This window comes from Halorussus pelagicus (assembly GCF_004087835.1).
Classification (GTDB): Archaea; Halobacteriota; Halobacteria; order Halobacteriales; family Haladaptataceae; genus Halorussus; species Halorussus pelagicus.
Genome location: NZ_CP035119.1, coordinates 179,456 through 198,172 on the forward strand (window position 1 = coordinate 179,456; position 18,717 = coordinate 198,172).

Below are 18,717 nucleotides of genomic sequence, written 5' to 3' on the forward strand. Positions count from 1 at the left end.
TGAGCCATGTGGCCGTGGGAACATCTCGCCGTCGGCTACCTCTGTTACTCGCTTTCGGTCCGACTGTCGGGCCGCGGAGCGCCGCGACCGTGGCCCGTCGTCGCGCTCGCGGTCGGCACGCAGTTTCCAGACCTCGTGGACAAGCCGCTGGCGTGGACGGTCGGCGTCCTTCCCTCGGGCCACTCGCTGGCCCACTCGGTGTTCGTCGCGCTCCCGGTCGCGGCGCTCGCGGTGTTCGTCGGCGCGGCGCTCGGACGACGGCGAAACGGCGCGACACCAAGACGAGACCCCACGGCGCGCGACGACTCGCGCGCCGGGGTGGCGTTCGCGCTCGGCTACCTCAGTCATCTACCGGGCGACGCCTTCTATCCCGCGCTGGTCGGCAGCGAACCGAACTACGACTTCCTGCTCTGGCCGGTCGTTCCGGTCCCGGCGAGCGAGACGAGCGTCGGGTTCGCCGAGATGGTCCGACTGCTGTTGGGTCGGTACGTCGAGCGACTGGCCCGCGGCGAACTGTCGCCGTACCTCGCGGTCGAACTCGGCCTGCTGGCGTCGGTGGTCGCGCTGTGGGTCGCCGACGGCCTGCCGCCGCTCCGGTGGCTCTGGTCGCGGGTCGTCCTCGGGCGTTCCGCCGAAGAATCGCCGTAGCGAGCTTCAGAACATATGACAATGGACAGACCTGACAACGCGAACGCGACGAGCGGTGACGAGCGGTCGGCGACGAGACGCGCGTACCTCCGGACCGCCGTGACCGCCGCGGCGGTGGGCGCGCTCGCGGGGTGCGGTCGGCAGGACCGCGGGCCGAGTTCTCCGGAACCGACCGAGACGACGAGGACGACGCCCGACGAGGGGACGAACGGGACGGCGACCGGCGAGGCGGCCGACTCCCCGCCGAGCGAACTGGTCGAGCGGCACGGCTACGAGTCGGTCGTGAACGTCGTGAACGCCGGGGCCGACCCGAACGGCGAGGAGTCGGTTCGCCCCGTCCTCGAAGCGAACGCTAGCGACGACACTCTACTGTACTTCCCCGCGGGCCGGTACCGACTGGACGAGTGGAGTGCGACCGACTACCAGAACCTCGGCGTGGTCGGCGACGACGCAGTTCTCGTCCCGCCCAAGCGCGTCGGCTACTGGCTGAAGTGGGGCGGTCTGGACGACCTGCTCTTCGAGGGGTTCACCATCGACTGTCGGCCCAACGACGTTGCGCCCATCGCCCGCGTCGGCACCGCTGGCGGAAAGAGCTTCGTCCGAAACGTCGCCGTCCGAGGCCACCGCCACGCGCCGCGGACCGCCTTCGAAATCGAGGTGACCGACTCAGACGGCGAGTTGACGTTCGAGAACGTCTCGCTCCCCGACGGGTCAACGACCGGCCACGCGATGTACGTTTTCCCCGAGAGCGTCGGAACGCTGACGTTCCGGAACTGCCGCCTCGAACACTGGAAGGAGGGTCTGTACGCGGCCTACCACCGCGGCCCGCTCCGGGTTCTGGGCGGCTACTACGCCAACAACGGCATCGAGCAGGTCCGCGTCGGCGGCGGGACCAGCGGCGCGCTCGTGCGCGGCGTGACCGTGCGCGTGGACAACCCCCGACAGGCCCAGCACAAGCCGAACATGCGCGGCATCTGGGCCGAAGAGGGCGCGAGCGCCCGCATCGAGGACTGCGACATCGCCATCACCGACCTGACCGGAACGTACAGTTCCGGCGGCATCGTCGTCGGCACGCAGTTCGGCGAGGTGACGGTGATCAACACCCGCGTCCGGACCGACGCCGACGCCTACGCGGTCAGCGTCCGCGACCCCATCGAAAGCATGGAGGGCCAGACTGTCCCGAGCATGGACCGTCTCCCCGAGCGCACGCGGTTCACCGCGAGAGACCTCCGCATCTCGGGGAGCGCGGCGACCGGGACCGCGGTCCGAGCGGTCCGCCGGAACGACTGCCGGTTCGAGCGCGTCTGCATCGAACACGGCGGCGAGCGCGACGGCATGGCGTTCACCGACGCGCAGGGCTGTTCGGTCCGGGACTCGACCATCGACGTGGGCGGGGAGGCCATCCGGAGCGAGAACGCGACGGTGACCAAGCGCGGCGTCCGAACTGACGAGTCGTGCTGAACGGATTCGTTCGCGGATAGATTTTTGCGCTCGCGCTCCGAGTGGTCGGTATGCCTCGCGTCGCACTCATCGCGCACGACGACGAAAAACCGGAGATAATCGACCTCGCCAACGAGTACGAGTCGTCACTCTCGTCGTTCGACCTCGTTGCGACCGGTACGACCGGCGAGCGAATCGCCGCGGAGACCGACCTCGAAATCGAGCGCAAGGAGTCGGGACCAATCGGCGGCGACACCCAAATCGGTGCGGAGGTCGTCGAGAACCGACTCGACGGCATCGTCTTCCTCCGGGACCCGCTGACCGCCCAACCCCACGAACCCGACATCGCGGCGCTCCTGCGGCTCTGCGACGTTCACGACGTGCCGATGGCGACGACGCGGACCTCCGCGGAGTACCTGCTGGACGGACTGGCCGCCGAGAAATAGCAAGGAAAAGAGATGTTGAGTGACACGCCGAGAAGCGACGAGGAGAGGTGTGAGGCGACGACACGACAAGAGGGCCGACCTACCGGAACTTCTTGTAGACGCTCGACAGGGCGTTAGTGACGGCCGTCCCCGACTCCATCGTGTAGTACGACCGGAGTTCGGGTCCGAACTTGGCTTTGTAGCCACAGAGTCGTTCCTCGTTCGCGCCCACGAGGTCGTAGCGCTCGACGCCGCGCTCCATCGCGTCGGTCACGATGGCCCAGTCCACGAGGTCGTTGACCGGCAGGTCGGCGTCGTGTTTCGCGCCGCCCTGCCAGCGATACATCGTGTCGCCGGACTCGACGGCGACCATCCCCCCCGCGATTCGCCCGTCGATTTCGCAGGCGTAGGGCCGGACCACGCCATCGGGCAGGCGCTCGTAGAGGTCCACGACGAACCGCGGGGTCACGCCGTAGCTCTCGCCCTGTTCGTCGTGGCGAGCGCGGACCTGCGAGATGATGGCCCGAATCTCGTCGGTGCTCCCCTCGTAGATTCGGTAGTCGCCCTCGGTCCGGATGTTGTTCCGGGCGTCGCCGGAGAACGACATCAACACCTCCTCCTCGCACGGGGTGAGGTCCACCGAGTAGGTGTGGCGCACGTCGATATCGAACTCGTGCCAGTCGAACGGGCGCACGTCTCGGTAGTCCGGGCCGGGCCGAATCTGGATGTATTTCGGGCCGAGTTCGCGGTCTATCCAGTCGAGACAGCCGCTTACGAAGCGCTTGTTCCGGCGCTCGCGCTTCCGGCGCTTGAGCTTTCGGTGATTCAGGAGTGCGGGACCAAGATACGATACCCACAGGCCCGGCGCGGGCGAGAACGCCATCGCCATCCCTCCCTTGCGCTTCTCGAAGACCGGAAACACGCCGACCGGTTCGTGGCCCTTGTAGCCCACGAGGAGGTGGCAGTCGGCGTCGGCGTGGTCCGCCTGCACCGCTAGCGACTCCCGGTAGTGGAACGGGGTGGTCTGGGGGGACCGCTCGACGAGGTCGTTCCAGTCGTGGTGTTCGAATGCTTCCGCACGTCCGACAGTGATACCCTGCTGTTCGATTGTTACGCTCATATCATTCGATGTAGCCGAGGTCCGCAAGTCGCGCTTCGACGGTGTCGTCGTCAGTCGCTCGTTGTTCGCCCGCGTCGAACGCGGGGTGCGATTTGGTGCCGACCGCCTCGACCGCGGGGAGGACCGACCCGTCCATCCGGTCGGCCGCCGGAACCCCCATCGTCGCCAGAATCGTGGGGGCCACGTCGAAGAGGTGGGCGTCCGAGAGGTCCGCGCTCGGAGCTACTCCGTCGCCCGAAATCGCCACGATGCCGTCGCGCTTGTGGTTGTACGGTTCGCTCGGCGGGGCGAACTGACCGTCGCCGACGCGCGCCGAGAGGAACTCGTCGAACTCGCGCGGGACCGTAACCACGTCCGGGGCCTCCTCGACGTAGGGACCCGAGAACACGTCCTCCCGGCGCGCGACGCGCTCGAACACGGGGGTTCCCTCGGGAGTCTCGACGCGGGATAGCACGTCAACGAGATCGTCGCAGAGTCGGTCGTACTGGTGTTCGGGCACGACGCCGTCCGGTTCCCGGCCCTCCAGATTCACGCGGACGCCGAGTTCGATACGGTCGCGCACGTAGGCCTTCGACGCCGAGAAATCGACCTGCTCGGAGCCTGCACGGGCAACGTCGGTGGGAACGTGCCGGACCGCGAACTCCGCGAGTCCCACCGCGCCGAGCGCGTTGTAGACGCGCTGGCTGGTGAGACCGACCCCGGCGAGTCCGGCCACGGCGCGTTCGAGGAGCGACGAGTCGTCTTCGGCGTCGCCTCTCCCGGTCTCGCCGTCCTGTAACTGATTGTCGGCGATGGTGGACCACGAAGGCATCCCCGCGCCCTCGGTCGTCGTCTCGACCAGTCCCCGCTCGCGCAGGAATTCGTTGGGTCGGAACTCCCGACCGGTGTACTCGCCCATGCCGTGGTCGCTGGCGACGACCACGGTGTCGGGGTCGCACTCGTCGAGAATCGCGCCGACCTCTCGGTCCACCGCCTCGTAGACGGACCGGACCGCGTCGTCGTCGCCGGGGCGCTCGTGAAAGACGGTGTCGGTCTGCTGGAACTGGACGAAGCCGAAATCGGGGGCGAACCGGTCGGCGAGGTACCGAAACGCCTCGCCGCGCATCTCCACCAGTTGCTCGTACCACTCAACGCTCTCAGGACCGTCGGCGTCTCGGGGCGCGTACACTCGATAGTCGCCGATTTCGTCGCGGATATCGGCCAGCAGTCCGTCGGGGTGGCAGTCGGGGTCCTCCGGGGCGGTGTAACCGGGCACGATTGCGCCGTCGATCTCGCCGGGCGGATGGGTCACCGGAGCGTTGACGACGACGCTCGATTTGCCGTGGTCGTCCAGTAGCTCCCAGAGAGTTCGTTCGCGGACGTTGGTCGCGTTCACCACGTCCCAGTCGTAGCCGTCGAACGCGAGGAATCCGAACACTCCGTGCTTGCCGGGGTTGACGCCAGTGTAGAGCGACGGCCACGCGCTCGGGGTCCACGGCGGAATCTGGGACTCCAGCGACCCGGACACCCCCGATTCGAAAACTGACGAGAGAGCGGGGAGCGCGCCGGACTCGAAGAGGGGTTCGAGGACCGGCCGACACCCCGCGTCCACCCCCACGAGAAGCGTATCCATGTTGGTCTGCGGGCGGTCAAACATGTACTGCGTTCCACCGCCGGGCCAGTCTTTGTTATGAGGCAACTGCCGCTACGAAAACGACTCCTACGCCCCAATTTCCGGGTTAAGCTCGCGTTACCCCGTCGAAATTAGCGGTTTCGGCCGTTTCCACCGTTCCGTTCCAACCGTTGCGACGATGGCCATAACACTTAAATTAGTAACGTAGTATTGAATCCAAGTCGGTGGGTTTATCAGTGACCGGTCTCCCAGAGGAAACTGCATGGCACGCGACGATACGGCAGGCGACTCCGATTCCCTACTCGACCGACGCTCGTACGTGAAGTTGGCCGGTGCGGCGGCCGCGACGGTCGGGGCGGCAGGCGTTTCCAGCAGTTCTGCGGACGCGGCGTCCGGCGACGGGACCGAGGTGGTTCCGAATACGCACCGAGTCGCCGACGGCGACCGCGAGACTCCCGTGAGCGAATCCGACGCCGTCACCGCCGACGGCGCGCGCGACGCCAGCGACTCGCAGTAGCGACCGACTTCTCCTCACCGACGTTCCGCTCCGTTTCGAAATTCAGCTTGCGCATCACCGGAAAGCCCGGATTACCCACCGTTCCAGCGAACGACTGTTTATACCGGAAACGCACGGTCACCTGAAGCGGAGCGACGCTGTCGAAGAACCGTACTCCGGAATATCGGCCACTACATTTAAATTGGAAACCAAACATTGAACTAAATTCGGTACCTTTTTGAACTGGTAATCACGCATTGAACACTGCATGGCACGCGACGTTACGGCACGCGACTTGACTCCCGAACCGGCCCTCTTCGACCGTCGTTCGACCCGCTGGCACGCCGGGCCGCCGATGGTCGCCGGGTGCGGGGCAGCGGTCCCGACCCGACTGAACCCCGCTGGCGCGACCCTTCCCGCTGGCGCGACCCTTCCCGCTGGCGCGACCTACTCCGCTGACGAATCGACGCCCTCCGCGCTCGATCGCTCCCTCCCTCAAGAGGTCCAGAATGGCTCCTGAGAACGCCCACACCGAGTCCGACCGCTGGCGGGAGGCACCCCGCGACCCCGACCCATCGGACCTCGGCTACGAACTCGACGACTGGGAAGTCATCCGCGCCCGGAAGGACGACCGGGGGCATCTAATGTTCCTCCCCGAAGAAGAAGAGATGCTGCGCGATGAGGCGTTTATCGTCGCCGACGCCTGCTCGGTCTGTGACGTGGTGGACCGAATCTAACCTCCGTCAGTTCGCGCGCTCGGCGTTCCCCGCCACGCCGCCGCGTTCGACCGCGCGAATCGCCTCCTCCACGACGCTTCTAGCCGCCGCGAACAGTCGGTCGGTCCGCCCCTCTTCTCTCGCTTCGGCGGTCACCCTGACCAGCGGTTGGGTCCCACTCGCGCGCACGAGAAACCATCCATCGCCGGTTTCGACGCGCACGCCGTCGAGGGCGTTCACGTCGTCGTACTCCGTGCGGACTCGCTCGCGGACCCGCGCCATCGCGGCGGCCTTCTCGTCGGTCTCGACCCTCCCGCGCCGGAGGGGGTAGCTTTCGACCTCGCCGACGAGTCGGTCGAGCGACCCCCGGCGAGCGACCATCTCCGCCAGCCGACAGGCCGCCAGCGGGCCGTCCGGACAGAGCGTATCGTCGGGCCAGATCCACGCGCCGCTGGGTTCGCCGCCGAACGCGACCCCCGAGTCGGTCGCGCGCTCGGCGACGTACACGTCACCCACGCGCGTCCGCGAGACCGACGCCCCCTGTCGTTCGAGCACGTCGGCGACTGCGAGACTCGTGTCAACCGGGACGGCCACCTCGTCGCCGGGAGTGGCGGCCTCCCGAGCGAACAGCGCGAGCAGGCAGTCGCCCGAGACGAATTCGCCAGACTCGGTGACGGCGCGCGTCCGGTCGGCGTCCCCGTCGTGGGCGATACCGAGGTCGGCGTCGGTCGCGGCCACGAAGTCCGCGAGCGCCCGGCAGTTCTCGGCGGTGGGTTCGCTCGGCCGCACGGGAAACGACCCATCCGGTCGGTCGTTAAGCGTCCGCACGTCGTGGCCGAGTCGCCGGAGCGCCTCGGCCGTGACCTGCCCGACGCCGTTGCCCGCGTCCACGACTATCGAGCAACTACCGGACGCCGCCGACCGCTCCAGCACCGCCGCATGGCGCTCGGTTGCGCCGTCCCACGCCTCGACCTCGCCGAGGTCATCCCACGGTCGCAGGTCGTAGTTCTCCTCGCGCACGCGGGCCGCAATCGTCTCGCGCTGGCGCTCGTCGAACGCCTGCCCCGAGGGGTTCCAGAGCTTCAGCCCGTTGTCCGGGGCCGGGTTGTGGCTGGCGGTCAGCATCAGGCCCGCGTCGGCGTCGCGCCACCCGACGCTCCGGGCGACGGTCGGCGTGGCCGCCTCGCCGATTCGAATCGCGTCCGCGCCGCACTCGCGCACCCCCGAGACCGCGGCGTCGGCCAGCATCCGACCGCTCTCGCGGGCGTCTCTGCCGACGACCACCCGGTCGTAGCCCTCGCTGGCGAGCGCGCGCCCGACTGCGAGCGCGAGGTCGCAGGTCACTTCGTCGCCGATTCGTCCGCGGATGCCGCTGGTTCCGAACATTCAGTTTTCCTGTCCGTTGATGTGGTGGAGTTCGGGCGGCGTGCCGACCTCGCCGCCGTGCCTGTACTCGAAGTAGTGGATGACCGCCGAGACACCGAACACCGCGAGAATGAGCGTCGCCAACACGAGTCCCGGAATCAGCCCGAAGGGGTAGACGTTCAGCCACACCGCCGCGACCAACAGCGAACTGGCCCCGACCAGTCCGAGGTAGTATCTGTCCCACGGGAACTCCTCGCGGGAAACGTCGCCCAGATAGATGTCGAGGTCCGAGGCCCGGTCGCCGAGGCGGACGACGCCCTCGTCGCGGTCGTACTCGACGATGTTCGCCTCGTCAAGTTTCGGGAGGTGGGTCTGATACAGCGAGATGTAGACGCGCTTTCGCTGTTCGGTCGAGAGCGCCGCGGGCGTCGTCTCGTTCTCCCACGCCGCGACCTGCTCGGTCAGGTCCGAGAGTTCGGTCTCGCCGCCCTCCCGCCGGAGATAGTAGAGGGCGTACCGGCGTCGAGGACTCTTCAGCACCTCGAAGACCTCGTCCTGAGAGAGTCCGTCAGCGCGGGACATGCTCCTCCGGAACTCGGTAGGTCGTCGGAGGCGATACGCGCTCGGAGCCACCGGGTCGGGAGGATGTCCGCAGGTGAGACCGCCGCATACCCTCGATATTACTACGTTCACACTTTGTTACCCAGTTGCTTGTGGCGGCTAGTCCGACTGTACGCCGGGGTTCGAGCGCGATACGGTCCCGGTAACCTCCCCGAACCCCTCGGCGTTCCGGGACGTTCCCTCGAACTCGCTATCCCGAGAAACGGGACGTGCGGGCCGCGACAGGAGCCGTCTACTCCGGTTCAAGGGACCGTATAACAAAGAGGAACACAGGTCATTGAATCGATAACGCCCGGCCCGCCGTCCGGCGATACGGCCGGGCAATCGACTGACCGACTATGATTCCGTTACTACCTGCAAACGATACGTTGGGTCCCCGCTCGCGCGCGGAGGTGGGCCAGCGTGGCTAAGGCCGACTCTCGGTCCGAGCGCGAGGACCGAATCGCCCCCGAACTCGGCGACGACTGCGAAGTCGCCCCGAACGCCACGGTGGGCCACCGCCACCGCGCTGACGCCCGACCGCCCCGAATCGGCGACCGAGCGACGATTCGCTCGGGCACCATCGTCTACGCCGACGTGGAAATCGGCGACGACTTCACCACCGGACACGACGCGCTGGTCCGCGAGGACACCCGCGTCGGCGACGACGTGGTGGTCGGCACCAACACCGTTATCGACGGAACGACGACCGTCGGTTCGCACGTCAGCCTTCAGACCGGCGTCTACGTGCCGACGAACACGACCATCGGCTCGGAGGTGTTCGTCGGGCCGAACGCAGTGCTGACCAACGACGCCTACCCCATCCGCGAGGAGTACGACCTCGCCGGGCCGACGCTCGAAGACCACGTCTCAGTGGGCGCGAACGCGACCCTACTCCCCAGCGTGACGGTGGGCGAAGGCTCGTTCGTCGCGGCCGGTGCGGTCGTGACCGAGGACGTGCCCCCCGAGACGCTGGCGGTGGGCGCGCCCGCCGAGTTCCGAGAGTTGCCCGCGGCGCTGAAAGGAGGGAATCGAATCGCATGATTCCCATCGCCGACCCCGAGATGGGCGAACGTGAAATCGAGCGCGTGCGCGAGGTCATGGAGTCGGGGCGCATCGCCGACGGCCCGGAGGTTCGCGCCTTCGAAGAGGAGTTCGCTGAGTTCTGCGGGACCGACCGCGGCGTCGCCACGAGCAACGGGACGACGGCGCTCCACACCGCCTTCGAGGCGCTCGGTATCGGGCCGGGCGACAAGGTGGTGACGACGCCGTTCTCGTTCGTCGCCAGCGCGAACGCGATTCGACTCGCGGGCGCAGAGCCGGTCTTCGCGGACATCGACCCCGAGACGTACAACCTCGACCCCGTGGCCGTCGAGGAAGTCGTCCGGCGCGAGGCCGACGTGGCCGCCATCCTACCGGTCCATCTCTACGGTCTCCCCGCGGAGATGGACCACCTGCTCGATATCGCCGACGACCACGACCTCGCGGTTATCGAGGACGCCGCGCAGGCCCACGGCGCGGCGTTCCGAGACCAGCGCGTCGGGTCGCTGGGCGACGCGGCCTGCTTCTCGCTGTATCCGACCAAGAACATGACCACGGGCGAGGGCGGGGTCGTGACGACCGACCGCGACGACGTGGCCGAGCGCGCCGAGAGCTTCGTCAACCACGGCCGCCCGCCGGAGGGCGGGTACGAACACGTCAGCGTCGGCCACAACTTCCGGCTGACCTCCATCGCGGCGGCCATCGGCCGGGTGCAGTTGGACCGTTTGCCGGACTACAACGAGGCCCGGCGGGCGAACGCGGCCTACCTCACCGACTCGCTGGTTGACGCCGACGTGACGACACCGACCGAACCCGCCGACCGAACCCACGTCTACCACCAGTACACGATTCGGACCGACGACAGGGACGGACTGGCCGCCCACCTTGATGAGGTGGGCATCGGCACGGGCGTCTACTACCCGACGCCGATTCACGAACAGCCAGCTTACGACGACGTGATTCACGACGCACCGGTCGCCGAGCGGGCGGCCGAGCGAACCCTGTCGCTCCCGATTCACCCGAACGTCTCCGAACGAGACCTCAGAACCATCGTCTCCGCAATCAGAGAGTATGACCGATAGACCGACCAATAGGACCGACCGGACCGACGACGCGGACGGCCCGACGAACGCCGCCGTCATCGGCGTCGGGAGCATGGGCAGACACCACGCGCGAGCGTACAGCGAACTGCCGGACGTGACCCTCGTCGGCGTCTACGACGTGGACGACCAACAGGCCCGCGAGGTCGCGGCCGACCACGGCGCGAGAGTGCTGGAGATGGACGCGCTCCTCGGGACGGCCGACGTTGTCTCCATCGCGGTGCCGACGCGGTTCCACGCCGACATCGCGCGCGACTGCATCGACAGCGGCGTGGACGTGCTGGTCGAGAAGCCCTTCGTTGACGACCCCGCGGTCGGGCGCGAACTGATAGCGCGGGCCGACGACGCGGACGTGACGATTCAGGTCGGCCACGTCGAGCGGTTCAACCCTGCGATTCGGACGCTGTCAGACATCGTGGCCGACCTCGACGTTATCGCAGTCGAGGCCGAGCGCCTCGGGCCGCCGCCCGAGGGCAGACAGATAGACGAGAGCGCGGTGCTTGACCTGATGATTCACGACATCGACGTAGTGTTGGCGATGCTCGGCGAGGACCCCGAGAGCGTCACCGCCCACGGCGTCCGGAACAACCAGTACGCGACGGCGGACCTGACGTTCGCCGACGGGACCGTCGCCTCGCTCACCGCGAGCAGAGTGACCCAACAGCGCGTCCGGAAACTGGCCATCACGGCAGAGAGCTGTCGGGTCAACGTCGATTACATCGACCGGTCGATAGAGATACACCGCCACTCGCTGCCGGAGTACATCGAGGACAACGGCGACGTGCGCTACCGCCACGAGAGTATCGTGGAGCGCCCGACCGTCGAGAGCGGCGAACCGCTCAAAAACGAGTTGGAGGCGTTCGTCTCGGCGGCCACCGGCGACGCCGACCCGGTGGTCTCGGGCGAGGACGGTCTCAAGGTCCTCGAAGTCGCGCGCGAGATTCACGAGTCGGCCGCCGACGAGCGCCCCGAAACGGAGGTGAGCGTCCGGTGAGTCTGCGGGAGGTCGTGCGCCTCTACGGCAACGACGCCCCGGAGGCCGACCAGCGCGAGGCGTTCCTGTCGGGGCGGGTCCCCGTCGCGGTGTACGGTCTCGGCAAGATGGGCCTGCCGCTCGCAGCGGTGTACGCCGACGTGTCGGGCAACGTCGTGGGCGCGGACGTGGACCCCGCGGTCGTCGAGGCGGTCAACGCCGGGGAGTGTCACGTCGAGCGCGAACCCGGCCTGCCCGAGTTGGTCGCCGAGAGCGTCAAGTGCGGCGCGTTCGAGACCACTGACGACCCGGCGGAGGCCGCCGAGCGCGCCGCGGTCCACGTCGTTATCGTGCCGACACCCATCACCGACGAGAGGGAGGCCGACCTCTCTATCCTGCGGTCGGTCGCCGAGGATATCGGCAACGGTCTCGACCCCGGCGACCTCGTGGTCGTGGAGTGTACGGTCCCGCCGCGGACCTGCGAGGACCTGCTCGAACCCCTGCTGGCGGAGGCGGCGGGCCACGACGAGTTCGGTCTCGCGTTCTGCCCCGAACGGACCTCCAGCGGCCGGGCGCTCGAAGACATCCGCGGGGCCTACCCCAAGGTCGTCGGCGGCGTGGACGAGGAGGCCACGCGCGTCGCCGAACTCGTCTACGGCGAGATTACGGACAACGACGTACTCGCAGTCTCCGACGCGACGACCGCGGAGGCCGTGAAGGTGTTCGAGGGACTCTACCGCGACGTGAACATCGCCTTGGCCAACGAACTCGCCACGCTGACCGACGAAATGGGCATCGACGTGAACGAGGCCATCGAGACGGCCAACACCCAACCGTTCTGCGAGATTCACTCGCCGGGTCCCGGCGTCGGCGGCCACTGCATCCCCTACTACCCGTACTTCGTCATCAACGGCTTCGAGACGGAGTCCCCACTGCTGGAAACCGCCCGCGAAGTCAACGATTCGATGCCGGAGTTCACCGTCGAGACGCTGACCCGCGAGCTCGACGCCGAGGGGAAATCGCCCGAGGAGACCACCGTGGCGATACTCGGCCTGACCTACCGGCCGGGCGTCGAGGAGACCCGCGCGACGCCCGCCGGTCCCATCGCGGAACGCCTCTCGGCGCTCGGCGCGTCCGTTCTCGCGGTTGACCCGATGGTGAACGACGCCGAGAGGTTCGGTGCGAGATTAATATCGCAACATGAGATTTACGGGCGAGACCTCGACGCAATCGTGCTGGTGACGCCCCACGGCGAGTTCGACCACATCGAGTGGGAGCGGTTCGACCCGCTGGTGGTCGTGGACGGCCGCCAGAGCCTCGACCTCGCGGAGACCGACCACCGCGTCTACACCATCGGGAGCGGGTAGCGATGGGCCGGGCGTGCCGCCGTCGCGCCAGTTTTCGACCGACCGCTCCGAGCGGTCCGTTCGGCGCGAATCTGTCGGCACGGACCGACACCGCGAAACGACCGTCGCGGACCGACGCGCGGCGTCGGTACGCTCTCCGACGCAACTCCGACCCGCAACGTCCGAACAGAACGAAAAATCTGTCTCAAAAACGTATGAACAATTTCCAAAGCATCGTACATCGTTCCGAAAGTGAACCGTCCGTCGGCGCAGAACCCGACGAATCGACCGCGGAGGGCGACTCGTGAAGGTCCTCACCGTCGTCGGCGCGCGGCCCCAGTTCATCAAGGCCGCCGCCGTCTCGCGCGAACTCCGTCGCCGCCACGAGGAGGTGTTGGTCCACACCGGCCAGCACTACGACGAGGAGATGTCCGACGTGTTTTTCGAGGAGTTGGCCATTCCGGAACCCGACGAAAACCTCGGCGTCGGGTCCTCAAGCCACGGCGCACAGACCGCCGAGATGCTCGCCGGGTTGGAGGAACGCATCGAACGCGTCGAACCCGACGCGGTGCTGGTCTACGGCGACACCAACTCCACGCTCGCGGCGGCCATCGCGGCCTCGAAGATGGACACCCGACTCGCGCACGTCGAGGCGGGACTCCGGAGCTACAACCGCGAGATGCCCGAGGAGATAAACCGCGTGCTGACCGACCACGCCGCCGACGACCTCTTCGCGCCCTCCCGGCGCGCGGTGGCGAACCTCCGCGAGGAGTCGGTCGCGGGCGCGGTCCACGAGACCGGCGACGTGATGTGCGACGCCGTGTGCTGGGCGCGCGACCGCGCCGTGGACCGCTCGGAGATTCTGACCGAACTCGGCGTCGAGTCCGGCGAGTACGTGCTGGCGACGGTTCACCGCGCGAGCAACACCGACGACCCCGACCGCCTCGCGGCGATTCTGGACGCGCTCGCCGCGGAGGTCCGCGAAGTCGTCCTGCCCGCCCACCCGCGGACGATAAACCGTATGCGGGAATACGCAATGCTCGACGACGCCCGCGAGAAGTTGACGCTCGTGGACCCCGTGGGCTATCTTGACTTCGTGCGACTGCAAGACTGCGCCGACGTAGTAGCGACCGACTCGGGGGGCGTCCAGAAGGAGGCGTTCTTCCTCGACACGCCCTGCGTCACGATGCGCGAGGAGACCGAGTGGCGCGAGACGGTCGAAGCCGGGTGGAACGAGTTGGTCGGCGCGAACAAGGCCGCCATCCGGCGGGCGCTGGCCGACGCCGACCCGCCGGGAGAGAAACCCCAGCCCTACGGCGACGGCGACGCCGCGGCCAGAATCACCGACCTGTTGGACGATGACTGACGAGAGTGACTTCGAGCGCGAGAGGGGGAATGGAAACAGCGACGCGCCCGCGGACCCCCGCGTCGCGGGGGTCCCCTCCGCCGTGGCCGACAGCGAGTTCGCGCTCCTGCTGACTCACGACGTGGACCGGCCGTACAAGACGGTCCAGTCGGCGTACCACGCGGTCGCGCGCCGCGACCCCCGGCAGTTGCTCGACCTGCTCCCCGGCAACAACCCGTGGTGGCAGTTCGAGGAACTGATGGCGCTGGAAGAGTCGCTAGGCGTCCGGTCGGCGTTCTACTTCCTGCGCGAGAAACACCTGCTCGAACGGCCGCCGAGCGACTGGCTCGACCCTTTCTACTGGGTCGAGCATCTAGGGCGCTACGAGATAGAGACTCCCGAGATGTACGACCTGCTTGCCCGCCTCGACGAGGGCGGATGGGAGGTCGGACTCCACGGGTCGTACGACTCCTACGACGACCCTCATCGCCTCCGCATGGAGAAGACGACGCTGGAGGCCGCGCTCGGCGACGACGTGGTCGGCGGCCGCCAGCACCACCTGAACCGCGGGCCGGAGACGTGGGACCACCACCGCGAAATCGGCCTGCACTACGACGCCAGCCCCGGTTCGAGCGAGACGGTCGGCTTCGACCACGGCTACCTGCCGCTCCGGCCGTTCGGCGACGAGTTCGTCGTCTTCCCGCTGACCGTGATGGAGTGTGCGCTCCCGGACCCCGGCGAGGACTTCGAGCGCGCGTGGCGCGAGTGTGAGTCCCTGCTGGCGGAGGCGGCCGACAACGGCGCGGTAATGTCGGCGCTCTGGCACCCGCGGCTGTTCACGGAGACCGACTTCCCCGGCTATCGGCGACTCTACCGGAAACTGGTCGAGCGCGCGCTGGAGATGGGCGCGTGGGTCGGCCCGCCCCGCGACTACTACGAGTCGATGGCCCATCCCGGCGAGGAAGTCGTCGGTGGCGAGGGCGTCACTGACGAGGGCGTCGCTGGCGAGTCGGACGAGTCCGAGAACCGCCGCAGGGCCGACTTACGACGGCGGCAGGCGGACGATAACAAAGTGAAAACCGGACCGAACACCGAGTCAACAGGATGAGAGTCGAGCAACTCGAACTTGACGAGTGGGAGTCGGCACTGCCGAGCGACGGCTTCGAGGTGTTTCACCTGCCCGACGCGCTGGAAGTGGTCGATAGACACAGCGACGCCGAGATGAAGCTGTTCGGCGGATTCAAGGGCCAACAGCCCATCGCACTGTTGCCGGTCTTCGTCCGCCGGAAGTCGGTCGGCACCGCGGTTACCTCGCCGCCACCGGGCATGGGTATCCCCCGACTAGGACCGATTCTGATGCCGACCAGCCCCAAGCGGCGCAAGCAGGAGAAGGTCAACAACGAGTTCACGGAGGCGGTCCTCCAGCGCGTCGGCACCGACCTCGACTTAGACGCGCGACTCGCCGAGGCCGGGGTCGAGTCGCCGACGGCCGAGCGCGTGCTGGACTCGCTGGACGTGGACTCGCGGCTGACACTGTTCCGCATGGAGTGCAACGCCGCCTACGGCGACCCCCGACCGTACGCGTGGGGGAACCTACAGGTCGAACCCCACTTCACGTACTTCCTCGACTTGGCGGGCAGAGACGCCGAAGGCGTCCGCAAGTCGTTCTCCAAGAGCCTGCGGCGCGAGATTCGGGACGCCGAGGACCTCGACGTGACCGTCGAGTGCGAGGGCGTGTCGGGTGCCCGCGCTATCTACCGAGCGACCGCCGAGCGGTTCGCCGAGCAGGACGAACCGTTCGCGCTATCGTGGGCCTATGTCCGGAACCTCTTCGAGGCGCTGGCCGAGGAGGACCGCGCGCGGGCCTACGTCGCCCGCGACGGCGACGGCGAGTACCTCTCGGGCATCACCGCGCTCTACTCGAACGACCACGCCTACTTCTGGCAGGGCGGCGCGAAGGCCATCTACGAGGGCACCGCGGTCAACAGTCTCATCCACTGGCGACTCCTCAAGGACATCATCGAGGACCCGCCGGTCGAATCGGTCACGCAGTACGACCTGATGGGCGCGAACACCGAACGGCTCTGTCGCTACAAGGCGAAGTTCGGCGCAGACCTCGAACCTTACTACGTCGTGGAGTCCTCGGGCGCGGCGATGAACGTCGCCAAGCGGGCCTACGAACTGGTCCAGTAGTCGCGGTCGTCCGGAGCGAGGGCGTCCGGCAGTCGATTTTCGAAGGTTCGAAAGAACGAGTCAGCGCATCGCTTCGACGGCGACCGCCGCGTCGGACTTCAACCACGCGGCGTCGTTTTTTGTGTCGTAGACGACGGTTTCGCCACCGCCGTCCTCGACGGCGGCGTAGCGGTCGGTCTCTCCCTCGGCGTCACGGCCGTTTTCGCTGTCGTATGTTTCGGTCATTTGTTGAACGCTCACTTACGGGCAGTAAGTGAGTTTCTGTCAGTTACTCGGGGGCGTACGTTGATAAGGACTAGCAAACGTTTCGGTAACTGGGTGAGCCGAACGTAACCCCCTCGACCGACCCACGAAGCGACCCCAAGCGACCCTCCGGCGTCGGGCGTTTTCGACGCCTACGGCGCGTCAGGCGGCCCATAACAAAGCCCGGAAACGGGCTTTGGAGAAGTAACGACGCGCCCGTCCGGGCGCGGTCTGATTACCATGGTTTCCGACACGCAACCCTCCCAGAGACGGGAGAAAGGCGCACTCCTCGTCGGTTTCGTCTCGCTCGCGGCGGCGGTACTCGCCGCCCGCGGATCGCCGCCGGAGGCGTACGAACTCTCGATATACACCGGTACCCCACCGGCGTTCTGGCTCGGAATCGCCGCGGCACTCCTCGTCGCGGTGTTCGTCGGACTGCGGGCCGAGGGCGTCCCGCGGCGACTCGCGCTCGTCCTCGGCGGCATCGGAATGCTCGCGGTCGCCTCCCTGCCCGTCCTGCGGTCGTACTACTTCTACGGCGCGGGCGACGCGCTGACGCACCTCGGGTGGGCGAAGGACATCGCGGCCGGGAAATTGGCCGTCGTGGACCTGCTCTACCCCGGCACCCACACCATCGCGGTCTTCCTCGCGGACGCGACCGGGATAGAACTCGCCCGCGCGATGCTCGTGAGCGTGATGGCGTTCACGGCGACGTTCCTGCTGTTTCTCCCGCTGGCGACGTGGGCCATCACCCGCGACCGGCGCGCGACCACGCTGGCGGCGCTGTCGGGACTACTCATGCTCCCGCTGAACAACGTCAGCGTCTTCGACATGCCCCACCCGACCACGCAGGCCATCATGTTCCTGCCGCTAGTCCTCTATCTGGCGGCGCGCTACCTGACGCGGGCCGACCGCGACGAGCAATCGGTCGGAACGCCGACCGGCGCGCTGTTGGCGGTGGCTTCGACCGCAATCGTGTTGGTCCACCCCCAGCAGGCCGCGAACGTCCTCGTCGTCTTCGCGGTAATCGCCGGGTTCCAACTGCTCGCCCGAGTCCTCGGGAAGGGGACGACCGGCCACCGAACGTTCGCGCTACAGGCGGGCTTCCTCGTCGGGGTGTTCGCGTTGTGGACGCCCCGCCACGAGCGTGCTTCGGGAGCGAGTTCCGCCCTACTGAACATGTTGGCGAGCGGCCTGCAGTTGGGGTCCGAAACCTCGCAGGCCGCGGGGTCGGTTGCCTCGGTCGGTGGCTCCATCGAGGTGCTGTTCGTCAAACTGTTCGCGGTGAGTCTGGTGTTCTGTGCGCTCGCGGGCCTGCTGGTCCTCGGCGGATTCTGGGGGCACACCGAGAGACCGGACGTGACCGCATTCGCCCGGTACTTCGGGCTGGCGCTGATTCCGCTGTTCGGACTGCTCGTGGCCTACTTCGTCGTCAGCTACGAGAAGCTCCACTTCCGGCAGTTGGGGTTCATCATGGTGTTGGTGACGATTCTCGGGAGCGTCGGACTCGCCCGCGGGATGGACCTGCTCTCGACGCGCTTCTCGCTGTCGTCGGGGACCGCGCGGACGCTCGTCGGCGTCGCGCTCGTGGTCATGCTCGCGGCGTCGGTTCCCACAGTGTACCAGTCGCCGTATATGTACCAGAGTTCCAGCCATGTCTCTGAGCGTCAGATGACTGGCTACGAGTCCGCCATCGACCACCGTGGGTCGGTCCCGTTCGTCGGCGTTCGGGGGACCGGCGAGCGCTGGGCCGACGGCGTGTTGGGCTACGAGGAGAGCCGCGAGCGCAGACTCGGCACCGGGAGCCTCTACGCCGACGAGAGCAACCCCGCGGTCGGCGAGAACTTCACCGGGAGCTACGTCGCCCGCCACTACGCCGACCGGTATCTGGCGTACACCGACCGCGTTCGCCAGCAGGAACTCGACGTGTACGATGCGTTCCGGTTCGACGAGGCGGGCTTTCGCTCGCTCGACGCCGCGCCGGGACTGAACCGAGTGCAGGCCAACGGCGGCTTTCAGCTGTATCAGGTAAACGAGACGAGATAGCGTGACAC

The 18,717-nt window shown here is 67.5% G+C and carries 19 protein-coding genes; 14 read left to right on the forward strand and 5 right to left on the reverse strand.

Going from position 1 to position 18,717, the window contains the following annotated elements:
• Window positions 1-6: 6 nt before the first annotated feature.
• From EP007_RS00920 to EP007_RS00930, 3 genes are read left to right on the forward strand one after another with little or no spacing between them, the layout of a single operon-like run.
• Complete coding sequence (locus tag EP007_RS00920) at window positions 7-648, forward strand: metal-dependent hydrolase (RefSeq protein WP_128475861.1); 642 nt, start codon at window positions 7-9, stop codon at window positions 646-648.
• Between the two features lie 15 nt (window positions 649-663).
• Complete coding sequence (locus tag EP007_RS00925) at window positions 664-2,109, forward strand: hypothetical protein (protein ID WP_128475862.1); 1,446 nt, start codon at window positions 664-666, stop codon at window positions 2,107-2,109.
• 50 nt (window positions 2,110-2,159) lie between these two features.
• Window positions 2,160-2,534 (forward strand): methylglyoxal synthase, encoded by a 375-nt coding sequence (locus tag EP007_RS00930; RefSeq protein WP_128475863.1) that lies wholly within the window; start codon window positions 2,160-2,162, stop codon window positions 2,532-2,534.
• A 79-nt stretch (window positions 2,535-2,613) separates the two neighbouring features.
• On the opposite strand, the gene EP007_RS00935 is transcribed toward EP007_RS00930, so the two are convergent.
• Together EP007_RS00935 and EP007_RS00940 are read right to left on the reverse strand one after the other, a co-directional pair.
• Complete coding sequence (locus EP007_RS00935) at window positions 2,614-3,633, reverse strand: GNAT family N-acetyltransferase (protein WP_128475864.1); 1,020 nt, start codon at window positions 3,631-3,633, stop codon at window positions 2,614-2,616.
• A gap of 1 nt (window position 3,634) precedes the next feature.
• Window positions 3,635-5,269: an alkaline phosphatase family protein gene (locus tag EP007_RS00940; RefSeq protein WP_243700413.1), complete on the reverse strand. Its 1,635-nt coding sequence runs from the start codon at window positions 5,267-5,269 to the stop codon at window positions 3,635-3,637.
• Window positions 5,270-5,507: 238 nt separating this feature from the next.
• Here EP007_RS00940 and EP007_RS00945 point away from each other — a divergent pair, with 238 nt between their 5' ends.
• The 3 genes from EP007_RS00945 (at window position 5,508) to EP007_RS00955 (ending at window position 6,478) form a co-directional block, all read left to right on the forward strand.
• Window positions 5,508-5,762, forward strand: a complete 255-nt coding sequence (locus EP007_RS00945; RefSeq protein ID WP_128475865.1) for a hypothetical protein — start codon at window positions 5,508-5,510, stop codon at window positions 5,760-5,762.
• Window positions 5,763-6,009: 247 nt separating this feature from the next.
• Entirely contained in the window at window positions 6,010-6,261 is a 252-nt protein-coding gene (locus EP007_RS00950) for a hypothetical protein (protein ID WP_128475866.1), read from the forward strand.
• Window positions 6,251-6,478: a hypothetical protein gene (locus EP007_RS00955; protein WP_128475867.1), complete on the forward strand. Its 228-nt coding sequence runs from the start codon at window positions 6,251-6,253 to the stop codon at window positions 6,476-6,478. Before EP007_RS00950 ends, EP007_RS00955 begins: the two co-directional genes overlap by 11 nt.
• Before the next feature lie 6 nt (window positions 6,479-6,484).
• Here the strand turns inward: EP007_RS00955 and glmM are convergent, their stop codons facing one another.
• Window positions 6,485-7,843, reverse strand: a complete 1,359-nt coding sequence (gene glmM / locus EP007_RS00960; RefSeq protein ID WP_128475868.1) for a phosphoglucosamine mutase — start codon at window positions 7,841-7,843, stop codon at window positions 6,485-6,487.
• Window positions 7,844-8,404, reverse strand: coding sequence for a DUF7344 domain-containing protein (locus EP007_RS00965; RefSeq protein ID WP_208023513.1), 561 nt, complete (start codon window positions 8,402-8,404; stop codon window positions 7,844-7,846). It lies immediately after the preceding gene.
• Window positions 8,405-8,932: 528 nt separating this feature from the next.
• Between EP007_RS00965 and EP007_RS00970 the strand changes: the two genes are divergently transcribed.
• From EP007_RS00970 to EP007_RS01000, 7 genes are all read left to right on the forward strand, one after another.
• A complete protein-coding gene (locus tag EP007_RS00970) occupies window positions 8,933-9,466 on the forward strand; it encodes an acyltransferase (protein WP_394346046.1) in 534 nt (177 codons plus the stop codon).
• Complete coding sequence (locus EP007_RS00975; RefSeq protein WP_128475869.1) at window positions 9,463-10,545, forward strand: DegT/DnrJ/EryC1/StrS family aminotransferase; 1,083 nt, start codon at window positions 9,463-9,465, stop codon at window positions 10,543-10,545. The genes EP007_RS00970 and EP007_RS00975 overlap by 4 nt, the downstream gene beginning before the upstream one ends.
• Entirely contained in the window at window positions 10,535-11,557 is a 1,023-nt protein-coding gene (locus EP007_RS00980) for a Gfo/Idh/MocA family protein (protein WP_128475870.1), read from the forward strand. Before EP007_RS00975 ends, EP007_RS00980 begins: the two co-directional genes overlap by 11 nt.
• The gene (locus EP007_RS00985; RefSeq protein ID WP_128475871.1) at window positions 11,554-12,903 is read left to right on the forward strand and encodes a nucleotide sugar dehydrogenase; all 1,350 of its coding nucleotides are present in this window, start codon (window positions 11,554-11,556) and stop codon (window positions 12,901-12,903) included. Before EP007_RS00980 ends, EP007_RS00985 begins: the two co-directional genes overlap by 4 nt.
• Before the next feature lie 283 nt (window positions 12,904-13,186).
• Window positions 13,187-14,248, forward strand: coding sequence for a non-hydrolyzing UDP-N-acetylglucosamine 2-epimerase (gene wecB / locus EP007_RS00990; protein ID WP_128475872.1), 1,062 nt, complete (start codon window positions 13,187-13,189; stop codon window positions 14,246-14,248).
• A complete protein-coding gene (locus EP007_RS00995; RefSeq protein WP_243700414.1) occupies window positions 14,241-15,335 on the forward strand; it encodes a polysaccharide deacetylase family protein in 1,095 nt (364 codons plus the stop codon). Before wecB ends, EP007_RS00995 begins: the two co-directional genes overlap by 8 nt.
• Window positions 15,332-16,420, forward strand: coding sequence for a lipid II:glycine glycyltransferase FemX (locus EP007_RS01000; protein ID WP_128475873.1), 1,089 nt, complete (start codon window positions 15,332-15,334; stop codon window positions 16,418-16,420). The genes EP007_RS00995 and EP007_RS01000 overlap by 4 nt, the downstream gene beginning before the upstream one ends.
• Before the next feature lie 60 nt (window positions 16,421-16,480).
• Here the strand turns inward: EP007_RS01000 and EP007_RS17255 are convergent, their stop codons facing one another.
• Window positions 16,481-16,645 carry a DUF7331 family protein gene (locus EP007_RS17255; RefSeq protein WP_166035398.1) on the reverse strand — a complete coding sequence of 55 codons (165 nt, stop codon included), beginning with the start codon at window positions 16,643-16,645 and terminating at the stop codon, window positions 16,481-16,483.
• A 258-nt stretch (window positions 16,646-16,903) separates the two neighbouring features.
• On the opposite strand from EP007_RS17255, the gene EP007_RS01005 reads away from it, so the two are divergent.
• On the forward strand, window positions 16,904-18,709 hold the full coding sequence (locus EP007_RS01005) for a hypothetical protein (RefSeq protein ID WP_128475874.1): 1,806 nt from the start codon (window positions 16,904-16,906) through the stop codon (window positions 18,707-18,709).
• Window positions 18,710-18,717 lie beyond the last annotated feature (8 nt).

Excerpts from the sequence above, each read along its gene's own strand:
- EP007_RS00920 (WP_128475861.1), top strand. The coding sequence starts at position 7 with ATGTGGCCGTGGGAACATCTCGCCGTCGGCTACCTCTGTTACTCGCTT.
- EP007_RS00925 (WP_128475862.1), top strand. The coding sequence starts at position 664 with ATGACAATGGACAGACCTGACAACGCGAACGCGACGAGCGGTGACGAG.
- EP007_RS00930 (WP_128475863.1), top strand. The coding sequence starts at position 2,160 with ATGCCTCGCGTCGCACTCATCGCGCACGACGACGAAAAACCGGAGATA.
- EP007_RS00935 (WP_128475864.1), bottom strand. The coding sequence starts at position 3,633 with ATGAGCGTAACAATCGAACAGCAGGGTATCACTGTCGGACGTGCGGAA.
- EP007_RS00940 (WP_243700413.1), bottom strand. The coding sequence starts at position 5,269 with ATGTTTGACCGCCCGCAGACCAACATGGATACGCTTCTCGTGGGGGTG.
- EP007_RS00945 (WP_128475865.1), top strand. The coding sequence starts at position 5,508 with ATGGCACGCGACGATACGGCAGGCGACTCCGATTCCCTACTCGACCGA.
- EP007_RS00950 (WP_128475866.1), top strand. The coding sequence starts at position 6,010 with ATGGCACGCGACGTTACGGCACGCGACTTGACTCCCGAACCGGCCCTC.
- EP007_RS00955 (WP_128475867.1), top strand. The coding sequence starts at position 6,251 with ATGGCTCCTGAGAACGCCCACACCGAGTCCGACCGCTGGCGGGAGGCA.
- glmM (WP_128475868.1), bottom strand. The coding sequence starts at position 7,843 with ATGTTCGGAACCAGCGGCATCCGCGGACGAATCGGCGACGAAGTGACC.
- EP007_RS00965 (WP_208023513.1), bottom strand. The coding sequence starts at position 8,404 with ATGTCCCGCGCTGACGGACTCTCTCAGGACGAGGTCTTCGAGGTGCTG.
- EP007_RS00975 (WP_128475869.1), top strand. The coding sequence starts at position 9,463 with ATGATTCCCATCGCCGACCCCGAGATGGGCGAACGTGAAATCGAGCGC.
- EP007_RS00980 (WP_128475870.1), top strand. The coding sequence starts at position 10,535 with ATGACCGATAGACCGACCAATAGGACCGACCGGACCGACGACGCGGAC.
- EP007_RS00995 (WP_243700414.1), top strand. The coding sequence starts at position 14,241 with ATGACTGACGAGAGTGACTTCGAGCGCGAGAGGGGGAATGGAAACAGC.
- EP007_RS01000 (WP_128475873.1), top strand. The coding sequence starts at position 15,332 with ATGAGAGTCGAGCAACTCGAACTTGACGAGTGGGAGTCGGCACTGCCG.
- EP007_RS17255 (WP_166035398.1), bottom strand. The coding sequence starts at position 16,645 with ATGACCGAAACATACGACAGCGAAAACGGCCGTGACGCCGAGGGAGAG.
- EP007_RS01005 (WP_128475874.1), top strand. The coding sequence starts at position 16,904 with ATGGTTTCCGACACGCAACCCTCCCAGAGACGGGAGAAAGGCGCACTC.